The following is a 16,364-nucleotide window of genomic DNA, read 5'->3' on the forward strand; positions in this document are numbered from 1 at the left end:
GCCCCGCGCGTCAGTCCTTTGCTGCTTCGAGCAGGACGGCGCCGCTTCCCGACGCGTGCAGCCGGTCGTCGGGATTCCGCAACGGGCAGTCAGCCATTGAAAGACAACCGCAGCCGATGCAGCCGTCGAGCTGGTCACGCAGCTGGACGAGGCTCCCGATCCGTTCAGTGAGCATGTCCCGCCAGCGTGTCGACAGCCGTGCCCAATCGCGCGCGGTCAGCGTCCGATCGGAGGGAAGCGCATCAAGCCCGGCCTTGATGGCCTGAAGGGTGATCCCGGCCCGTTGCGCGATCTTGATGATCGCGACGCGACGCAGGACGTCGCGGGCATAGCGACGCTGGTTGCCGCCGCTCCGCCATCCGTGGATCAGCCCCTTCGCTTCGTAGAAATGGACCGTCGCGATCGTCACACCGCACCGGCGCGCGACATCCCCGACGGAGAGGGGAATCGTTACGTTGACCGGCATGGCGGCATCGTCCTTGACCTCATCTATGGATGAGGTTCTATGGGAGGCGTCAGCCTGTCCCTGCAAGGGCACGAATCGCGCTATTGCCGGGGCCTGAGAATGGAGCTGACGTGAAAGACCAGACTGACACTTTCGATTCGCCTGTCGTATCCGGCGAGCCCGGTTCGGACACACCTGCCCGACCCGCGACGGGCGAATGGGCGGCATTATTGTCCGGCACAAACGGGGTGCGCTCGCTTGTCCTGGCCGGCGGCGTCGCGCTCCATGCGATCAACGTCTATCTGGCGACGACCATCCTGCCTTCGGTGGTTCGGAGCATCGGCGGACTAGATCTCTATGCGTGGAACACCACGATCTTCGTGGTCGCGTCGATCATCGGGTCGGCGTTTTCGGCGAAGCTGCTTCGATTGGCTGGGCCGAGAGGAGCCTATGCCGTGGCCGCGACGATCTTCGCGCTGGGCGCCATGGGCTGCGCCGTGGCCCCGTCGATGCCGATCATGCTGGTCGGCCGGCTGATCCAGGGGTGCGGCGGGGGGCTCCTGTTCGCGCTGGCCTATGCCATGATCCGGATCGCCTTTGCCGAAACGCTGTGGCCCCGCGGCATGGCGCTCGTGTCGGGCATGTGGGGCGTCGCGACCCTGATCGGCCCGGCCATCGGCGGTGTCTTTGCCGAGATGGACGCGTGGCGAGCCGCTTTCTGGGTGCTGGTGCCGGTATCGGTGCTGTTCGTGATCCTGGCGATGACGGTGCTGCCGGGAAGGGATGGCGAGCCTTCCGAACCAGTGGCGGTGCCCGCCATGCAATTGTCGCTGCTCGTCATGGCCGTTCTCGCGATTTCGGTGGGAAGCACCTCCTCGAATCCGGTTCAGAACCTTGTCGGCGTCGTCGCGGCCTTTTTTCTGGTGGCCCTGCTGGTTCGCGCCGAGCGCCGCTCACGGCGAAAGCTCTTCCCGTCGGAGACGTTGAACCCCGGCTCGCCCATCGCCGCGCTCTACCTGACGATTTCCCTGCTGGCCGTCACGGTGACGAGCAGCGAGGTCTTTGTGCCGCTCTTCCTGCAGGTGCTTCATCACCAGTCGCCGCTGCTGGCCGGGTATCTCGCGGCGCTGATGGCGGCGGGCTGGACGCTGGGCTCGGTCTTCGGTTCAGGCGCCACTGATCGCGGTGCCCGAAGGTCGATCCTGCTCGGACCAGCGCTGCAACTGATCGGCATGGTGATCCTATGCGTGCTGATGCCGAACGCGAGCGCCGGTACCTGGCGCGATCTGGCGCCGCTCTGTCCCCTGTTGGTCGTGATCGGCTTCGGCGTCGGACTTGCCTGGCCTCATCTGCTGACCGCCATTCTGAAAGCGGCGCCTCCTCACGAACAGGAACTGGCCGGCGCGTCGATCACGACGATTCAGCTGTTCGCGACCGCGACGGGCGCCGCGCTTGCCGGGCTGGTCGTCAACGCCGGGGGCCTGGTCGATCCCGGCGGCGTGGTCGGCGCCTCGCATGCCGCGCGCTGGCTGTTCGGCATTTTTGCCCTGGCACCGCTTCTCTGTCTCTTCAGCGCGGGGAGAGTGGTCCGCTCCCGGAGCGTTTGACCCGCGCCACATCTGTTCGTGCCGGGTAGCGATCGAACGGGCGCGCCCGTATCGACATTGCTATCCGGCACGAACGGCGTGGTTCGGATGTGGCGCCGGGTGTCCGGCGCGGCGTCAGAAGCCGTATTTCAGCGTAACCCGCGCATTTCTCGGCTCTCCATAGACGAAACCGGGGAACCAGCTGTTGCCGCTGTAAAAGGTCTTGTCGAAGAGATTGTCGATATTGAGCTGGAGCGACACCTGCTTGCTCAGCGCGTAGCGCGTCATGATATTGACGATGGCATAGGCGGGCTGGCCGATCGGCTCGATGATCCCGGTGCCGGGATTCTGCGCCGTGACTGGCGGCCGTCCTTCCCATTTCACCGCGCCGCCGACGCTCAGCCCGTCGAGCGCGCCGGCAAAGGCATATTTGGTCGCGAGGTTGAACGCCTCGCGCGGCTGGTGGCTTAGCACATTGGCGCCGTCGGCATCCTTCGCGCTATAGTGGCTCCAGCCGAGGCTGAGGTCCCATTGCCGGGTGACCTTGCCGACGACTTCGAGTTCATAGCCTTTGGAGACGGTTCCTTTCGCGCCGACATAGGCCGGGTTCGAGGTGCCCGGCACGAATTGCCCGGGATCGGGCACGGCGAGATTATCCTGTTCGATCCGATATATAGCGGCCGTCGCCAGGAGCTTGCCGTCGAGCAGCAAGGCCTTCAGCCCTGCCTCGTAGCTCTTGCCTTCCAGCGCATCGAGCAGGCGCCCGGTGCGGTCACGGACATTGCCCTGCGGCTTGAAGATATTGGTGTAGCTCGCATAGGCGGACAGGTTGGGCAGGATGTCGAACACCAGCCCGGCATAGGGCGTGATCGTGCCCTTGTAGGTCAGTTTATAGGCCGGGGTCGCACCGGCCGCGTCCTCGTTGCGCCTGAAATAGCTCAGCCGCCCGCCGCCAATCAGCTTCAGCCGGTCGAGCAGGTTGATCCGCGTCGAGGCATAAAGCGCCATCTGGGTGGTATTGCCCCCGCTCGACAGATAGCGGGGTCCCCATTCGGGTTGGGCGAGTTCGCCGTCCCAGCGGTTGAAATCGTTGATCGGGTCGATCGAGACCGGATCGCGATTGGTCCAGCCATCGTTGAGATGGCTCACCATCGCGCCGATCGCGAGATCATGCTCGCGGCCCAGCAGGGAGAACGGGCCATTGGCCTGGATGCTGCCGTGCCATTGTTCGGGATTCGCGTTGAACCAATAGCCGGATGTGGCCACGCCGCGGCCCGTCACCCGGTCGGGCACGCCGTCGAGCCACAACAGCCGCGAATTCTCCAGTCCCTTGTGATAGCCGAGATCCCCCCGGATGCTCCATTTCCCGCCCAGGTCGCGGGTGAGGGTGGCGAAGGCCGAAATCTCCGTGGTGTCCCAGAAATTCCAGTCGGTGCCGGTCGTCTTCGATCGCGGCCAGCGGGCCCGCGTGCCGTCGGTATACCAATAGGGCAGTTGCGCCCACATCACCCCGTTGCGGTCGTCGCGCTGGTAGCTGGCGCCGACGGACAGCTTCGTGCGCTCGCCCAGATCGGCGTCCACCACGGCGTAGAGGACAACGCCCTTCTTTTCCTCGCGATCGACGAAACCGTCCTGCCGAGACGCCTGGACGACGGCGCGGGCGCGCACGGTCCCGTCGGCATTGAGCGGCGACTGGACGTCCACCGTCCCGGCGACGCGGTTCCATGACGCTGCTTCCAGGCTGACCTGGCCGGAGAATCTGGTGGCGTCCGCATGTTTGCGGATCAGGTTGACGACGGCTGACGGGTCTCCCGCCCCCTGCATCAGGCCAGCGGCACCGCGGACCAGGTCGACTCGGTCGTATATCGCCGTGCTCGTCTCGCCGAAGCCGACATTGCCGTTGACGAACGGCGCGCCGTCGAGCTGGAAATTCTGCACCTCGAAACCACGCGCGGAAATCGCGCTGCGGCCGCGATCGATGTCCTTCTTGGAAATGCCCACGGCAAAATCGAGCGCGTCGTTGATCGATATCAGCGCCTGATCGTCGATCTGCTGCCGGGTGATGACGCTGATGGTCTGCGGTGTCTCGATCGGCGTGAGGCGAAGCCCGGTGGCGGTGGTGGGCTGGTTGCTTCGGCCATAGCCGGTCACGACGATCTCATCATTGCCTTCTTCTTCGGGCGCGATGTCCTGTTGCGGGGCCTGCTGGGCGTGGAGCAGCGCCGGCGTGAGTACCCAGGCCGAGCCGGCCAGCAGCAAGCGAAATGAACGGCGCATCATTGTCCCCCTTTTATGTCGTCCCCGGTGCCCCCAGCTCCCCGTCGCGCCGGACACGCCCGCAGTCGATCGGCCCGGACCAGGGCCGGATGCCGCGAGGCGGACCGGCAGGATCCGGGGAATGACGCGAGCGACACCAGGTCGCGACGATGGAGCCGATGATCGGCCTTCCCGAGGCCAGCGCCGCTAATGCGATTAATTAGCAATTGCAAGGGTGGCTATTGCAAGATTGACCGTTGCAAGGATCCTGCCTTCGCGCCGCGCGCGCGATTCATTGGCTCGTTCTCGCAGGCTATGCTGGCTGGTCCGGCAATCGATGCTGGCGAGTCCAGGGGCCTCCGCATGCCAATACAGATTTTCAGCCGCGATTATTCGCCACTACGGCTTACCCACGAATCGATAGGGGTCGCGAAATTCGGCAAGTCATCGTCCAGTCAGGACGCGATATCTATTCGTGGATCGCTTCGCGAGGTTCCAGCATCTCTACTGACGGATACTCTGCTGGTGCCGCAGCTTGGCAATAACGGTCGATTCCTGCCCTCTCGGCAGGTGGGTCGCGAAAATCCGCGAATATTGCGCGCTACGCCGTTGCGTCCAACAGCATTACTTCAGGCGCCGGCCATGGTGTCCCCGTCGCTGCGGGATCGGATTTGCCGGTGTCCCTCATCTTACCGGGGCTGCGCTGCTGCCCTATTCGCCCGCCCGGGCGAATGGCCCGACCATCGCGCCGATGAAGCCGCCAGCGGTCCCGGTGCTCAGGATGGTCGCATCCTGGTCCTTCGCGAGCACCTGCCAGCCGCCGTCGGCACCCGCATAGAGGAAGTCGCACAGGTCGCCGCGGAGCACGATGCGCAGCCGCACCGCCGCACCGGCATAGGGTGCCGAGGCAACCGTCAAGCCGTCGGCGGGGTCCTTCGGGCCGCTGCGCTTCTCCAGCGCGATCACAGTCCCCGCGCCGGTTCGGGCAAGGGTGAGCGCGTAGAAATAGGCGGTGTCCTGTACCACCGCGATGCCCGCCCGATCGCCCTCGCGCTGTGGCGCGAAATCGACCGACGTCTCCGCGGTGGCCCAGCCATGTTGCACCCGCCGGCCGAGAAAGGCGCTCTGGCCAGCGCCGCCGATCGCGACCGGCCGCGCGTCGATCGCCAGCGCCCCGCCGGACAGGCGGCGCCAGCCGGTATCGGTCGCGCGGATCTGCACCCAATAGGGCGCGAGCCTCGCCCCGGCGAAGTCGTCGCGCACGTGGAAGGCGCCGCTGTTCGGCACCGGCGCCGTCTTGCCTCGCTGCAGCGCGGGGCGGGCATGGACATAGGGAATGGTCGCACCCGGCGCGGTCACTTCGGGCCAGCCGTCGCGCCAGCGCACCGGCAGCATGAAGGTTTCGCGCCCGGTGTTGTAGAAATCGCCCTTGTACGGCCGGGTGCCGAGGAACACGCTCCACCAGTCGCCCTTCGGGGTCGTCACGAAGGCGGCATGGCCGGTCGAGGTGATCGGGAAGGGCCGCGCCGGATCGAGCGTGCGCTGGGTCAGGATCGGATTGACTGGTCCAGGCTCATAGGGGCCGGTGACTGTTTTGCTGCGGAACACGACTTCGCTGTGGTTCTCGGCAGTGCCACCCTCGGCCGCGATGAGGTAATACCAGCCGTCCTTGCGGAACAGGTGCGGTCCCTCGATCCAGATCGGCTTGTCGGCGAGGCGGACCCCGCCGTTGACGATTACCCTGCGCTGGCCGAACGGTTTCAGCGTTGTCGTATCGATGCGCTGGATCCAGATCGCCCGGTGACCGCTGTAGAGCGACTTGCCCTCGGGCGGGCCGTTGTTGAGGATCCACGCCGATCCGTCGGTGTCGAAGAACAGCGACGGGTCGATCCCGTCGATGGCGTTCCACTTCGGATCGGACCATGGGCCGGCGGGCGTCTTCGCGGTCATCACGAAATTCCCGCCGCACGCGACGCAGGTTCCGGCCAGATAGAAGGTTCCGGCGCGGTAGCTCAGGTCAGGCGCGTAGATCCCGGCCGACAGCCCGATATTCTTGAAATCGACCTGGCCTGGCCGGTCGATCGCATTGCCGATCTGGGTCCAGTTGACCAGGTCGCGGCTGTGGAAGACCGGCAGGCCGGGAAAATAGGTGAAGGTCGAATTGACGAGGTAATAGTCCTGTCCGACCCGAAGGATCGACGGATCGGGATAAAAGCCTTGCAGGATCGGGTTGCGATAGTCGTTCGCTCCGGCTTTCATCGCCCGGTCGACCGGGTCCTCGCCGCGATAGTCGAACCAGGCGAAGCGCGCGACCGGCGCGGGATTGGCCGCGCCCATCAGCGGCACCGCCAGCAGAGCGGTGATCGCGACCCGCAGACTCGCGGCGATGGTTGCGCGCCACCCTTTCCTTCCCCGGCGGAGGCCGGGGTCCAGTCGGGGACGGCCCGTGGCGGACGCGGCGCTTCGTTGAATCGACCTGCCCGGTTCGACCTTGGCCCTCGTCCGGGAAGCGGCGGAGGCTCGATCGGCAGGGCTACCGACGCGCATCAATGGTTATGCCGCGGCGTCTTGGCCGCAATGCCGCGATATTTGACCGCCATCTCCAGCACGGCGCCGTCCTCCAGCTGCCCGGTCTTCTCGCGGTACAGTTCTTCCCACGGCGTGTTGCTTGACGGGAAGGTCGGGGCGGGGCCACCCTTGCGCCGGGCGATCTCGTTCTCGTCGACCAGCACGTCGCAGCGGCCGGTGTTCAGGTCGATCCGGATGACGTCGCCGGTGTGCAGCCAGGCGAGCCCGCCGCCGACCGCGCTTTCGGGCGAGGCGTTGAGGATCGAGGGGCTGTCCGACGTGCCCGACTGGCGCCCGTCGCCCAGCGTCGGCAACCAGGCGATGCCACGCTGGATCAGTGCGTCCGGCGGCTGCATGTTCACGACTTCGGCCGATCCGGGCCAGCCGATCGGCCCGGCGCCGCGGATCACCAGGATGCAGTTCTCGTCGATGTCGAGCGCTGGGTCGTTGATGCGATGATGATAATCATCCGATCCGTCGAACACGATCGCGCGGCCCTCGAACACGCCTTCCTTGCCGGGGTGGCTCAGATAGCGCGCGCGGAATTCCTCGGAGATCACGCTCGTCTTCATGATCGCGAAGTCGAACAGGTTGCCGGAAAAGGCGAGGAAGCCTGCCTTCTCCTTCAGCGGCTCGGCGAACGGACGGATCACCTCGCGGTCGCGCGACTGGCGGCCGGCGATATTCTCGCCGATGCTGCGCCCGGTCACGGTCAGGCAGTCGCCATCGAGCACGCCGCCCTCGGCAAGCTCGCACAGGATAGCGGGCACGCCGCCGGCGCGGTGGAAGCGTTCGCCGAGGAAACGCCCGGCCGGCTGGACGTCGGCGAGCAGCGGCAGGTCATAGCCGTGCTCGGTCCAGTCGGACGGGTGAAGCTCGACCCCGGCATGCCGCGCCATCGCCATCAGATGCGGCTGCGCGTTGGACGAACCGCCGATCAGCGTGATGGTGCGGATCGCGTTGAGGAACGCCGCGCGCGTCAGGATCTTCGACGGGCGCAGATCCTCATAGGCCATGTCGACGATGCGGCGGCCGGTCTCATAGGCGATCTGCCCGCGCTCGCGGTACGGCGCCGGAATGGCGGCGCACCCGGGCAGCGACAGGCCGAGCGCTTCGGCCACCGCGTTCATGGTCGATGCGGTGCCCATGGTGTTGCAATGGCCCGCCGAGGGGGCGCTGTCGGTCGCGCGGCGGAGGAATTCCTCCTCGTCGATCTCGCCCGCGGCGAGCTTGCGGCGCGACCGCCAGATCACGGTGCCGGACCCGACCAGCTCGCCCTCGTGCCAGCCGTCGAGCATCGGCCCGCCCGACAATATGATCGCCGGGATGTCGACGGTCGACGCTGCCATGATGCCGGAGGGTGTCGTCTTGTCGCAGCCGGTGGTGATGACGACCGCGTCGATCGGATAGCCATAGAGGATCTCGACCAGGCCGAGATAGGCGAGGTTGCGATCGAGCGCCGCGGTCGGGCGGCGGCAATTCTCGAAGATCGGGTGAGTCGGGAATTCCATGGGGATTCCGCCCGCGTCGCGAATGCCCTCGCGCGTGCGCCGCGCAAGGTCGACATGGATCCGGTTGCACGGGGAAAGATCGCTGCCGGTCTGCGCGATGCCGATGATCGGCCGGCCGCTGCGCAGCTCGGCCGCGGTGATGCCGTAGTTCATGAAACGCTCGAGATAGAGCGCCGTCATGTCCGACCGTTCCGGATCGGCGAACCAGTCTCGCGACCGGAAGGCCCTTACGGGTTCACGCTGCACTCGCCTCTCCTGATTCAAGTCTATGGTAACGCTAACGCAAAGTTCCGTTACCTTCAACGAAGGCAGTGTGCAAACCGGCGCGGGGCCGTCGGATCGGATCGATCGTACCTTGTCCGGAGTAGCCATCGACCCGGTAGCGGTGGCATGGATCGGCCATGCTGAAGGAATTTGGCTCCGGTATCTGGATTGCCGATGGGACCGACGTAGTCGCGGCGCTTGGTTTTCATTATCCGACACGCATGGCGGTCATTCGACTGGCTGGCGGGGATCTTTTCATCTGGTCGCCGACAGCGCTGACCGACGGTCTCCGCGCCGCCGTCGAGTCGCTCGGGACGGTCAGCCACCTGATCGCGCCCAATTCACTGCACCACCTGTTCCTCGCCGACTGGAAACGCGCCTTTCCCGAGGCCCGCCTCCATGCCCCGCCCGGGCTGCGGGAGAAGCGCCGGGATCTCGCCTTCGACCATGAGCTTGCCGACGGGCCGATGCTGGATTGGGCCGGGGAGATCGACCAGGTCGTGATGCGGGGGAATGTCATCACCACCGAGGTGGTGTTCTTCCATGTCCCGAGCGGCACGGTGCTTTTTACGGATCTCCTGCAACAGCTTTCCGCGAGCCGCTTCTCCGGCTGGCGCGCGCTGGTCGCCAGATGGGACCTGATGACGGGTCCGGAACCGGCGGTGCCCCGGAAATTCCGTCTTGCCTTTACCGGCCGGCGCGCTGCGCGTGCTGCGATCGGCCATGTTCTTTCATGGCCGGCTGAAAAGGTGCTGATGGCGCACGGAACGCCGGTCAGCGAAGACGGTCGGGCGCTGATACGCCGCGCATTCCGCTGGCTGTCACGATGATGCCGATTCCTCGAATGGCGGGCTGGCCGTGCGGATCAGGCCCTTGGCGGCGCCACAGCCGGGCGTCGGCGGGGAGCTGCGTCGGACTGGCGGCGGACGAGCTGGAAATCGAGCTGGCGATGTTGCGCGGGGTCGCGGTGCCCGGCGCGGCGGCTGCGGATTTCCCGCACCAGCAATTCGACGGCGGCGAGGGACATGTCGGTGATGGGCTGGTGGATGGTGGTGAGTTCTGGCCAGATGGTGGTGGCGAGGGCGGTGTCGTCGAAGCCGCAGACGGTGAGGTCGTTGGGGACGTCGAGGCCGTGCCGGTGGGCGACGGCGACGGTGGCGGCGGCCATGTCGTCGTTGCTGGCGAAGATGGCGGAAGGCGGATTGGCAAGGTCGAGCAGTTGCTCGGCGACGTCGAGGCCGGAGCGATAGGTGAACAGGCCCTGGGCGACGAGGTCGGCATCATAGGGGAGGCCGACCGCGTCGAGCGCGTCGCGGTATCCGGCGAGGCGGCGTTCGCTGGCGGTCTGGTCGGGATTGCCGATGATGAAGCCGATGCGCTGGTGGCCGAGCGCGGCGATATGTCGGGTCATCTCGAAGGCGGCGCGGTGATCGTCGATGCTGACGGCGGAGAAGCCGGGGGCGGGATGGCCGCTGGCGACGGTGACGGCCAGGCCATTGGCCTCGCGCAGCGCCTCGAGCAGGGTCAGCGAATCGCAGAGCGGCGGTGGCAGCACGATCCCTTCGACACCGCCGCGCAGCAGGCGGGTGGCGGCTTCCTGCGCCTGTTCGGGCCCATCGCATTTCTCGACGATGATCTGGATGTTGGCACGGCTGGCATAGTCGAGGCTGCCGACGAGGAACTCGCTCAGATAGGCGGCGCTGGGGTTGCTGTAGAGCAGGCCGATCCGCACCGGCGCGGCACCGGCCAGGCTGCGCGCCGCTGGATTGGGCGAATAGCTGAGCGCCGCGATCGCCGCGTTGACGATGTCGCGGGTGCTCTCGCGAACATTGCCTTCGCCGTTGAGTACGCGGGATACCGTCATCGGGGACACGCCGGCCTTGCGCGCTACATCGGTGATCGTCGCATTGGTGCGTTGCCGTCGGGACGTCGGTTGGCTCAAGCGTGGTGCTCCTCGGCATTATGGCTACGATGTTGCGGTGCGGGCCGCAATGTTGACGTTAACGGGCGCCGGCAATCAAAAAGAGAGGCGGCCGGTCGCGCCGGCCGCCCCAGGGGAGATGGTCCGGCATGGGCAGCCAGGAGCGCCCATGCCGGTAGGGAATGGCGGCGGGCGTCCCTCTCGCCGCCGCCATCCGCATCAGAAGCGACCGCGCAGGCCGAACAGGAAAGTGGTTCCCGGTTTGTAGGAGGTGAAGGTCGCGTTCTTGAACTGGAAGTAGGACCGCTGTTCGGCGTTGAAGATATTGACCACGTCGAAGGTAAGCTGCGGCAGTCCCTCGGACCCGAACACCTTGTTGAGGTCGAGGCTCGAGGACAGGTCGAACTGCTGGTAATCGTCGGTGAAGAGCGCCGCCAGCGGGATGCCGTTCTGGTTGAGGCCAGACGATTGCGATCCCCGGTTGAACGTGGTCGACGCGCGGACCGTCAGGCCGTGATTCTCGTAATAGGCGGTGACGTTGTAGGATACCGGCGCCACGCCAAGGGCCACCGCCGAGGTCGCCGCGGCTCCCTCGCCCTTCTGGTCGATCAGGGTCAGGTTGGCGCTGAACCCGAACCCGTTCAAGCCGAGATATTTGCCCAGCACGAAGTCGAGCGGCTGTACCCAGTTGAATTCGAGGCCGTTGATCTTGAGCGTGCCGGCCGCGTTGACCTGCTGGTTGATGACCACGGTGGCGGCGCTCGGACCGCCGCGGGCGGTGATCGCCTGCTGCTGCGTCGGCGACAGCGTGTCATAGGTCACGCCGTACGCGGCCAGCGCCGCGAAGGGCAATGTCGTGGTGCCGTTGGTGGTGAAACCGGTGATCGCCTTGCGGAACGCGGCGACGCCGACATAGCCTTCCTTGCCGGTATAATATTCGAAGCCGAGATCGAAATTGGTGGCGAGATAGGGCTGCAACGCGGAGTTGCCGATCGAGCCGACATCGGCGGACGGGCTGGAGAAGCTGAGGCCCGGCAGCTGAGCATTCGGATCGGGCCGGGTCATCGTCCGCGACACGGAGGCGCGGGCCACGGCGCTGCTGCCGATATGGAACGCCGCGCTCGCCGAGGGCAGCCAGTTGTCATAGCTGTTTTCGCGGTACACGAAGCTGACGATGTTCGGATATTTGCCGCCGTCCGCCGGTGCCACCGCGGGCGCGGCCGGCGTGTTGCGCGGATCGGGCAGCGACACGAAGCCGCCGATCGTCTGGTTGGTATGGACCCAGCGCAGGCCGGCGTTGAACTGAACCCGGTTGTCGCCGATCGGCAGGTCGCCATTCACCTCGGCAAAGGCGCCGGTCGTCTTTTCGCGGACATAGCCGCCGCTCGCGCCGGTGTTGGTGCCGCTCGATTCCGGGGCCGCGTTATGGAACGCGTCATAATTGGACGCTGCCTTGAACTTGTCCCAGTCGAGGGTGACGAAGCCGTCGGGCCCAGGCTTGAGATAGCCGGCCAGCGCGGTCTGCGGGATCAGCGAGCCGGCATAGGTATAGGGTGTCGTCGACCCTGCCGTGAAATTGGTCCCGTAACCCGGATAAAGCGGATAGCGCGAGTCGAGTGCATTGAGCGCCGCGCCGGTGCCCGTCACCGACTGGCCGAGGCAGGGGGGTTGCGTGTTCGGCGACGGCACGAAGATGCTCGGCCTGTTGCCGCACACGGCGTTCTGCCATGCCTGACTGTTGTCGAAGCCCTGGATGCGGCGAGAGACATCGTCATAGGCGCCGCCGACCTTCAGGTTCAGGCGCGTGTCACCCCAGGTCATGTCGCCGCGAAAGCCCTTGGTCTCCGTCCGCCGCCGTTCGTCCTGGATGTTCACTCGGCCGCCGTTCCAGCCGAAGGCGGTCGGATCGTTGAGATTAACCCCGGTGGCGCCGATGATCGGCACGCCGCCGCCATTATAGTCGTAATTGACCGTGATGCCTGCGTTGGGCGGGGTGATGACCAGGACGGTTGGCGATTCCCGGTGGAACGTGCTTTTCGTATAATTGCCCTGGAAGGTTAGTTTGAGCTTGTCGGTGATGCTCCATTCGCCGCCCGGGTTCACGCCCCAGAATTCGGTGTCCTCGATGAACGGGCGATATTCGAGGAAGAACTGCGCATTGGCATAGGTGCCCTTGGTCACGACGCAGCCGGTGGAACAATCGGACCGGTCATATTGCGTGTTGAGCGGGATCGTCGCGCCGTTGCGGCCGACCCAGTTCATGTCGATCCGCTGGAGGTTGTTCTTCTTCCGCCCGTACATGCCGTCGACATAGAAATGCAGGGTGTCGCTCGGGCGATATTCCATGCTCGCGATGAAATTATAACGGTCCTTGGTGCCGAATTCGTCGGACGGACGACCGAGGCGGGGGATCAGCCCGTTGTCGATCTGGCCGATATTCGCGCCGGGGTTGCGGGCAAGCAGGAAGGCGTTGTCGATCGTCGCGCCCGTCGTCAGGCCATTGCCGGCATTGGCCGGCACGGTGCCTGGAATTGTCCAGTTGCCGCCGCCCGTCGCATTGGCGCCGCTCGCCGCGCCGAACTGGGCGGCGCTGAGATTCGGGTTGGTCAGGCCGATCGTTTCATAGCCGACGGTGCGGACCTTGTTGCGGAAGCCAGCCGCGCCGACCAGGATGCCGAAGTCGCCGAAGGTGCCGCTCGCGATCAGCGATCCGCGCGCGCCGAGCTTGCCGGCGCTGGTGTTCTCAACGCCTTGCAGCGCGTAGGTCAGGTGCATGCCCGGCTTGTCGAACGGCCGCGCGCTGCGCATGTTGACCACGCCAGAGGTGCCGCCCTCGATCATGTCGGCCGCCTGGGACTTGTTGACCGTGAGCTGGGTGAACAGCTCGATCGGGAACAGGTCGAGATCGACCTCGCGGTTGGTGCTCTGCGCATCGGTGCGGCCGGTCGAGGCGATTGCGACGGGCGCGCCGTTCAGCAGGATCTTGGTGAAGTTGGTGCCGAGGCCGCGGATCGCGATGTTCAGGCCTTCGCCGGTCGTCTCGCGGCTGATCTGGATGCCGGGGATCCGGTTGAACGTCTCGGCGATATTGGTGTCGGGGAACTTGCCGATATCCTCGGCGAAGATCGAATCGGTGAAGCCGGTGGAATTACGCTTCGCGTTGGTCGAGCTCTGGAGGCTCTCGCGATAGCCGGTGACGACGATGTCTTCCTCAGCCTGGCCGGCGACGCCGACGGGAGTGTCGGCCTGCGCGGCGGGCCCGCTCTGCGCCAGCGCCGGCCAGGCCGTGCCCGCGAGCAAGAGTGCGCCGATTGCCGCGAATCGACGCGGCGCGACCGTACGGGACAGTTCGATAGCCATTTCACCCCTCCTGTGCCGGGCCTCTGCGGGCCCGTGAGATCGCACCCTCCACGATGGATGGTAGCGATCCCACAAAGGGGTATGCTGATGTTACGGAACTGTCAATCCTCCCGCTTCGGTCTAATTTTATTTCGGTTATCCATCATGTTATCGCTTATCTCCCGGGTTCGTGCGGCCAGGAGATGGCTTCATATTCGAGGAGGGTTTTTGCCGGCGCTGCCTCTCCGGCGGGGAGCGGGCGGCCCGAGACGCTGGTCCAATAGGCAAGGCTCGCGTCGCGCCACCAATGCGCCTCCTTCTGCTGGATCGACAGGAACGCGTCGGTCTTCGCGAAGCGCTCGCGGTCGATATGGGGGGCGAGTGTCCGCCATTCCCGGTGCATGTCGGCAACCTCGCCGACGCCCAGCGTGTAGCGAGCGATCAGCTCGTCCCACAGCGTCTTGCCGGACTTCAGCCGATCGTCCCAGCCGACATGGTGGAACCACAGCAGGTCGCGCTCGGGCGTGGTCTTCACGTCGGCGAACATGCGCGCGACCTCGGGCGCATATTGCGCGACCGCGTCGCTGCCCGTCCTCGTCCGGTCATAGCCGATCCCGTTCCGGTCGGCCCTGTGGTAATAGACCGGGTTCCATTCGGGGCGGGCGAGATCCTTCACCCAGGGCCCCGGCCCATAATGATGGCTGGTCGCCATCAGATGGGCGAGCCCCAGCGGCGTCATGTAGTTGACCACCGCTTCGCGCGACGCGGTCATGATGTTCACCACGGCCGGGGTGACCGCGGGATCCGGGCCGAAGGTCAGTTCGGACCATTCGCCCGCGACCTGCTTCGCCGATGCCTCGGGGTTCCACGCCATGCGACCATAGACGAACCAATTGGCCTGGTTGAAGGTCGATCCGCTCCAGTCCCGGTCGGTGCCGATATTGGCGACGCCGGCCATGCCGGTCAGCTTGTAGCCGTCAAGCGCGCCCTCGATCACCCGGGCGACGGTCGATCCCTTGCCCTTCGCGAAGGTGTCGGCTTGCAGCACCTCCTCGTAAAGCGGCCCGAGATAGACGAGATGAGTCGCCATCCCGAGATATTCCTTGGTGATCTGGAACTCCATCATCAGCGGTGTCTTCGGCATCGCGCCGAACAAAGGATGGAAGGGTTCGCGCGGCTGGAAATCGATCGCGCCGTTCTTCACCTGGACGATGACATTGTCGGCGAACTTGCCGTCGAGCGGCTTGAAGTCGTCATAGGCCTGCTTGGCGCGGTCCTCCGGATTCTCGTGCTGGTAGACGAAGGCGCGCCACATGATGATGCCGCCATGCGGGCGCACCGCGGCTGCGAGCATGTTCGCGCCTTCCGCATGGTTGCGCTTGTAATCCTGCGGGCCGGGCTGCCCTTCCGAGTTGGCCTTGACCAGGAAGCCGCCGAAATCGGGGATTGCCCTGTAGATTTCGTCGGCCTTCGCCTTCCACCAGGCGATGACCTGCGGGTCGAGCGGGTCGGCGGTCTTGAGCCCGCCGATCTCGATCGGGGCGGACCAGCGCGCGGAGAGATAGACCTTGATGCCATAGGGGCGGAACACATCGGCCAGCGCCGCTGCCTTGGCGATATAGGGCGCGGTCAGGCTGTCGGCCTTGGCGTTGACGTTGTTGAGCACGGTGCCGTTGATGCCGATCGAGGCATTAGCGCGGGCATAGTCGGTATAGCGCGGGTCCCTGAAGTCGGGGAGCTTCCACCAGTCCCAGATCGACTGGCCGGCATAGCCGCGCTCGACCGTGCGATCGAGATTGTCCCAATGGTTGAGCAGGCGAAGCTTGAGCTTCGGCGCCGACACGATATCGAGCCGGTCGAGGCCGAGCCCACGCTGGAGATGCTGGATCAGCGCGAAGCTGCCATAAAGCACGCCGACGCCGCTGTTCCCCGCGACGACGGTGACCGGCTTGCCGTCGATCGTCGCGCTGCGGATGACATAGCCCTCAGTGCCGAGCTGGCCGAGCGGGAGGTTGAGTGCCTTGATCCGCGGTTCGGCGCTGGTGCCGAGCACGATGGCGTTGGCCTGCACTGCCTGGCTGTAGGTCGGCACGGCTGCGCCGAGCATGCCTTCGAGCGCGCGCTCGATCTCGTCGACCGCCTTGAGGGTCGGGATATCGTGCTGATCGACGTCGAAGACGACCGCCGTCGCGCGGGCGCGATCGCGTGACTGGATCTCAGCGGGAAGAGAGCGATAGCGCAGCCAGAGATCATAGCCGTCCTCGGCATGCGCGGCGACGGGCACGGCGCCCAGCGTCAGAAACAATGCCGCGCACCAGGCGATCAACCGACCCATGTCATTCCTCTCCAAACTCGTGCGCCCTGGTCCTTCTGGGGGCCATCGGCGATTGACAGTCTTTGCCCGACTTATCATGGTAGCGCTATCAGAAAAAGGTGCTGGCGCGGTTGTTGGCCGACGAATCAGCGCCACCGAG

Annotated in this window: 9 protein-coding genes; 2 read left to right on the plus strand and 7 right to left on the minus strand. The window is 65.7% G+C overall.

From position 1 onward, the window contains the following. Positions 1-10 precede the first annotated feature (10 nt). Complete coding sequence (gene soxR / locus P0Y59_21040; GenBank protein WEJ99378.1) at positions 11-466, minus strand: redox-sensitive transcriptional activator SoxR; 456 nt, start codon at positions 464-466, stop codon at positions 11-13. 110 nt (positions 467-576) lie between these two features. On the opposite strand from soxR, the gene P0Y59_21045 reads away from it, so the two are divergent. Continuing rightward, a complete protein-coding gene (locus P0Y59_21045; GenBank protein ID WEJ99379.1) occupies positions 577-2,052 on the plus strand; it encodes an MFS transporter in 1,476 nt (491 codons plus the stop codon). A 114-nt stretch (positions 2,053-2,166) separates the two neighbouring features. Here the strand turns inward: P0Y59_21045 and P0Y59_21050 are convergent, their stop codons facing one another. The 3 genes from P0Y59_21050 to P0Y59_21060 form a co-directional block, all read right to left on the minus strand. After that, on the minus strand, positions 2,167-4,308 hold the full coding sequence (locus tag P0Y59_21050) for a TonB-dependent siderophore receptor (GenBank protein ID WEJ99380.1): 2,142 nt from the start codon (positions 4,306-4,308) through the stop codon (positions 2,167-2,169). Positions 4,309-4,998: 690 nt separating this feature from the next. Then, positions 4,999-6,624 (minus strand): glycoside hydrolase family 43 protein, encoded by a 1,626-nt coding sequence (locus tag P0Y59_21055; GenBank protein WEK02644.1) that lies wholly within the window; start codon positions 6,622-6,624, stop codon positions 4,999-5,001. A gap of 209 nt (positions 6,625-6,833) precedes the next feature. Continuing rightward, positions 6,834-8,612 carry a dihydroxy-acid dehydratase family protein gene (locus tag P0Y59_21060; GenBank protein WEJ99381.1) on the minus strand — a complete coding sequence of 593 codons (1,779 nt, stop codon included), beginning with the start codon at positions 8,610-8,612 and terminating at the stop codon, positions 6,834-6,836. A 155-nt stretch (positions 8,613-8,767) separates the two neighbouring features. Between P0Y59_21060 and P0Y59_21065 the strand changes: the two genes are divergently transcribed. Further along, on the plus strand, positions 8,768-9,460 hold the full coding sequence (locus P0Y59_21065) for a DUF4336 domain-containing protein (protein ID WEJ99382.1): 693 nt from the start codon (positions 8,768-8,770) through the stop codon (positions 9,458-9,460). A gap of 35 nt (positions 9,461-9,495) precedes the next feature. On the opposite strand, the gene P0Y59_21070 is transcribed toward P0Y59_21065, so the two are convergent. The 3 genes from P0Y59_21070 to P0Y59_21080 all read right to left on the minus strand — a co-directional run bounded on the left by P0Y59_21070 (position 9,496) and on the right by P0Y59_21080 (position 16,225). After that, complete coding sequence (locus tag P0Y59_21070; protein WEJ99383.1) at positions 9,496-10,572, minus strand: LacI family DNA-binding transcriptional regulator; 1,077 nt, start codon at positions 10,570-10,572, stop codon at positions 9,496-9,498. 198 nt (positions 10,573-10,770) lie between these two features. Next, positions 10,771-13,911: a TonB-dependent receptor gene (locus tag P0Y59_21075; GenBank protein ID WEJ99384.1), complete on the minus strand. Its 3,141-nt coding sequence runs from the start codon at positions 13,909-13,911 to the stop codon at positions 10,771-10,773. A 154-nt stretch (positions 13,912-14,065) separates the two neighbouring features. Then, the gene (locus tag P0Y59_21080) at positions 14,066-16,225 is read right to left on the minus strand and encodes an alpha-glucuronidase family glycosyl hydrolase (protein ID WEJ99385.1); all 2,160 of its coding nucleotides are present in this window, start codon (positions 16,223-16,225) and stop codon (positions 14,066-14,068) included. Positions 16,226-16,364 lie beyond the last annotated feature (139 nt).

The organism is Candidatus Sphingomonas phytovorans (genome assembly GCA_029202385.1).
In the GTDB taxonomy this organism is placed as follows: domain Bacteria; phylum Pseudomonadota; class Alphaproteobacteria; order Sphingomonadales; family Sphingomonadaceae; genus Sphingomonas; species Sphingomonas phytovorans.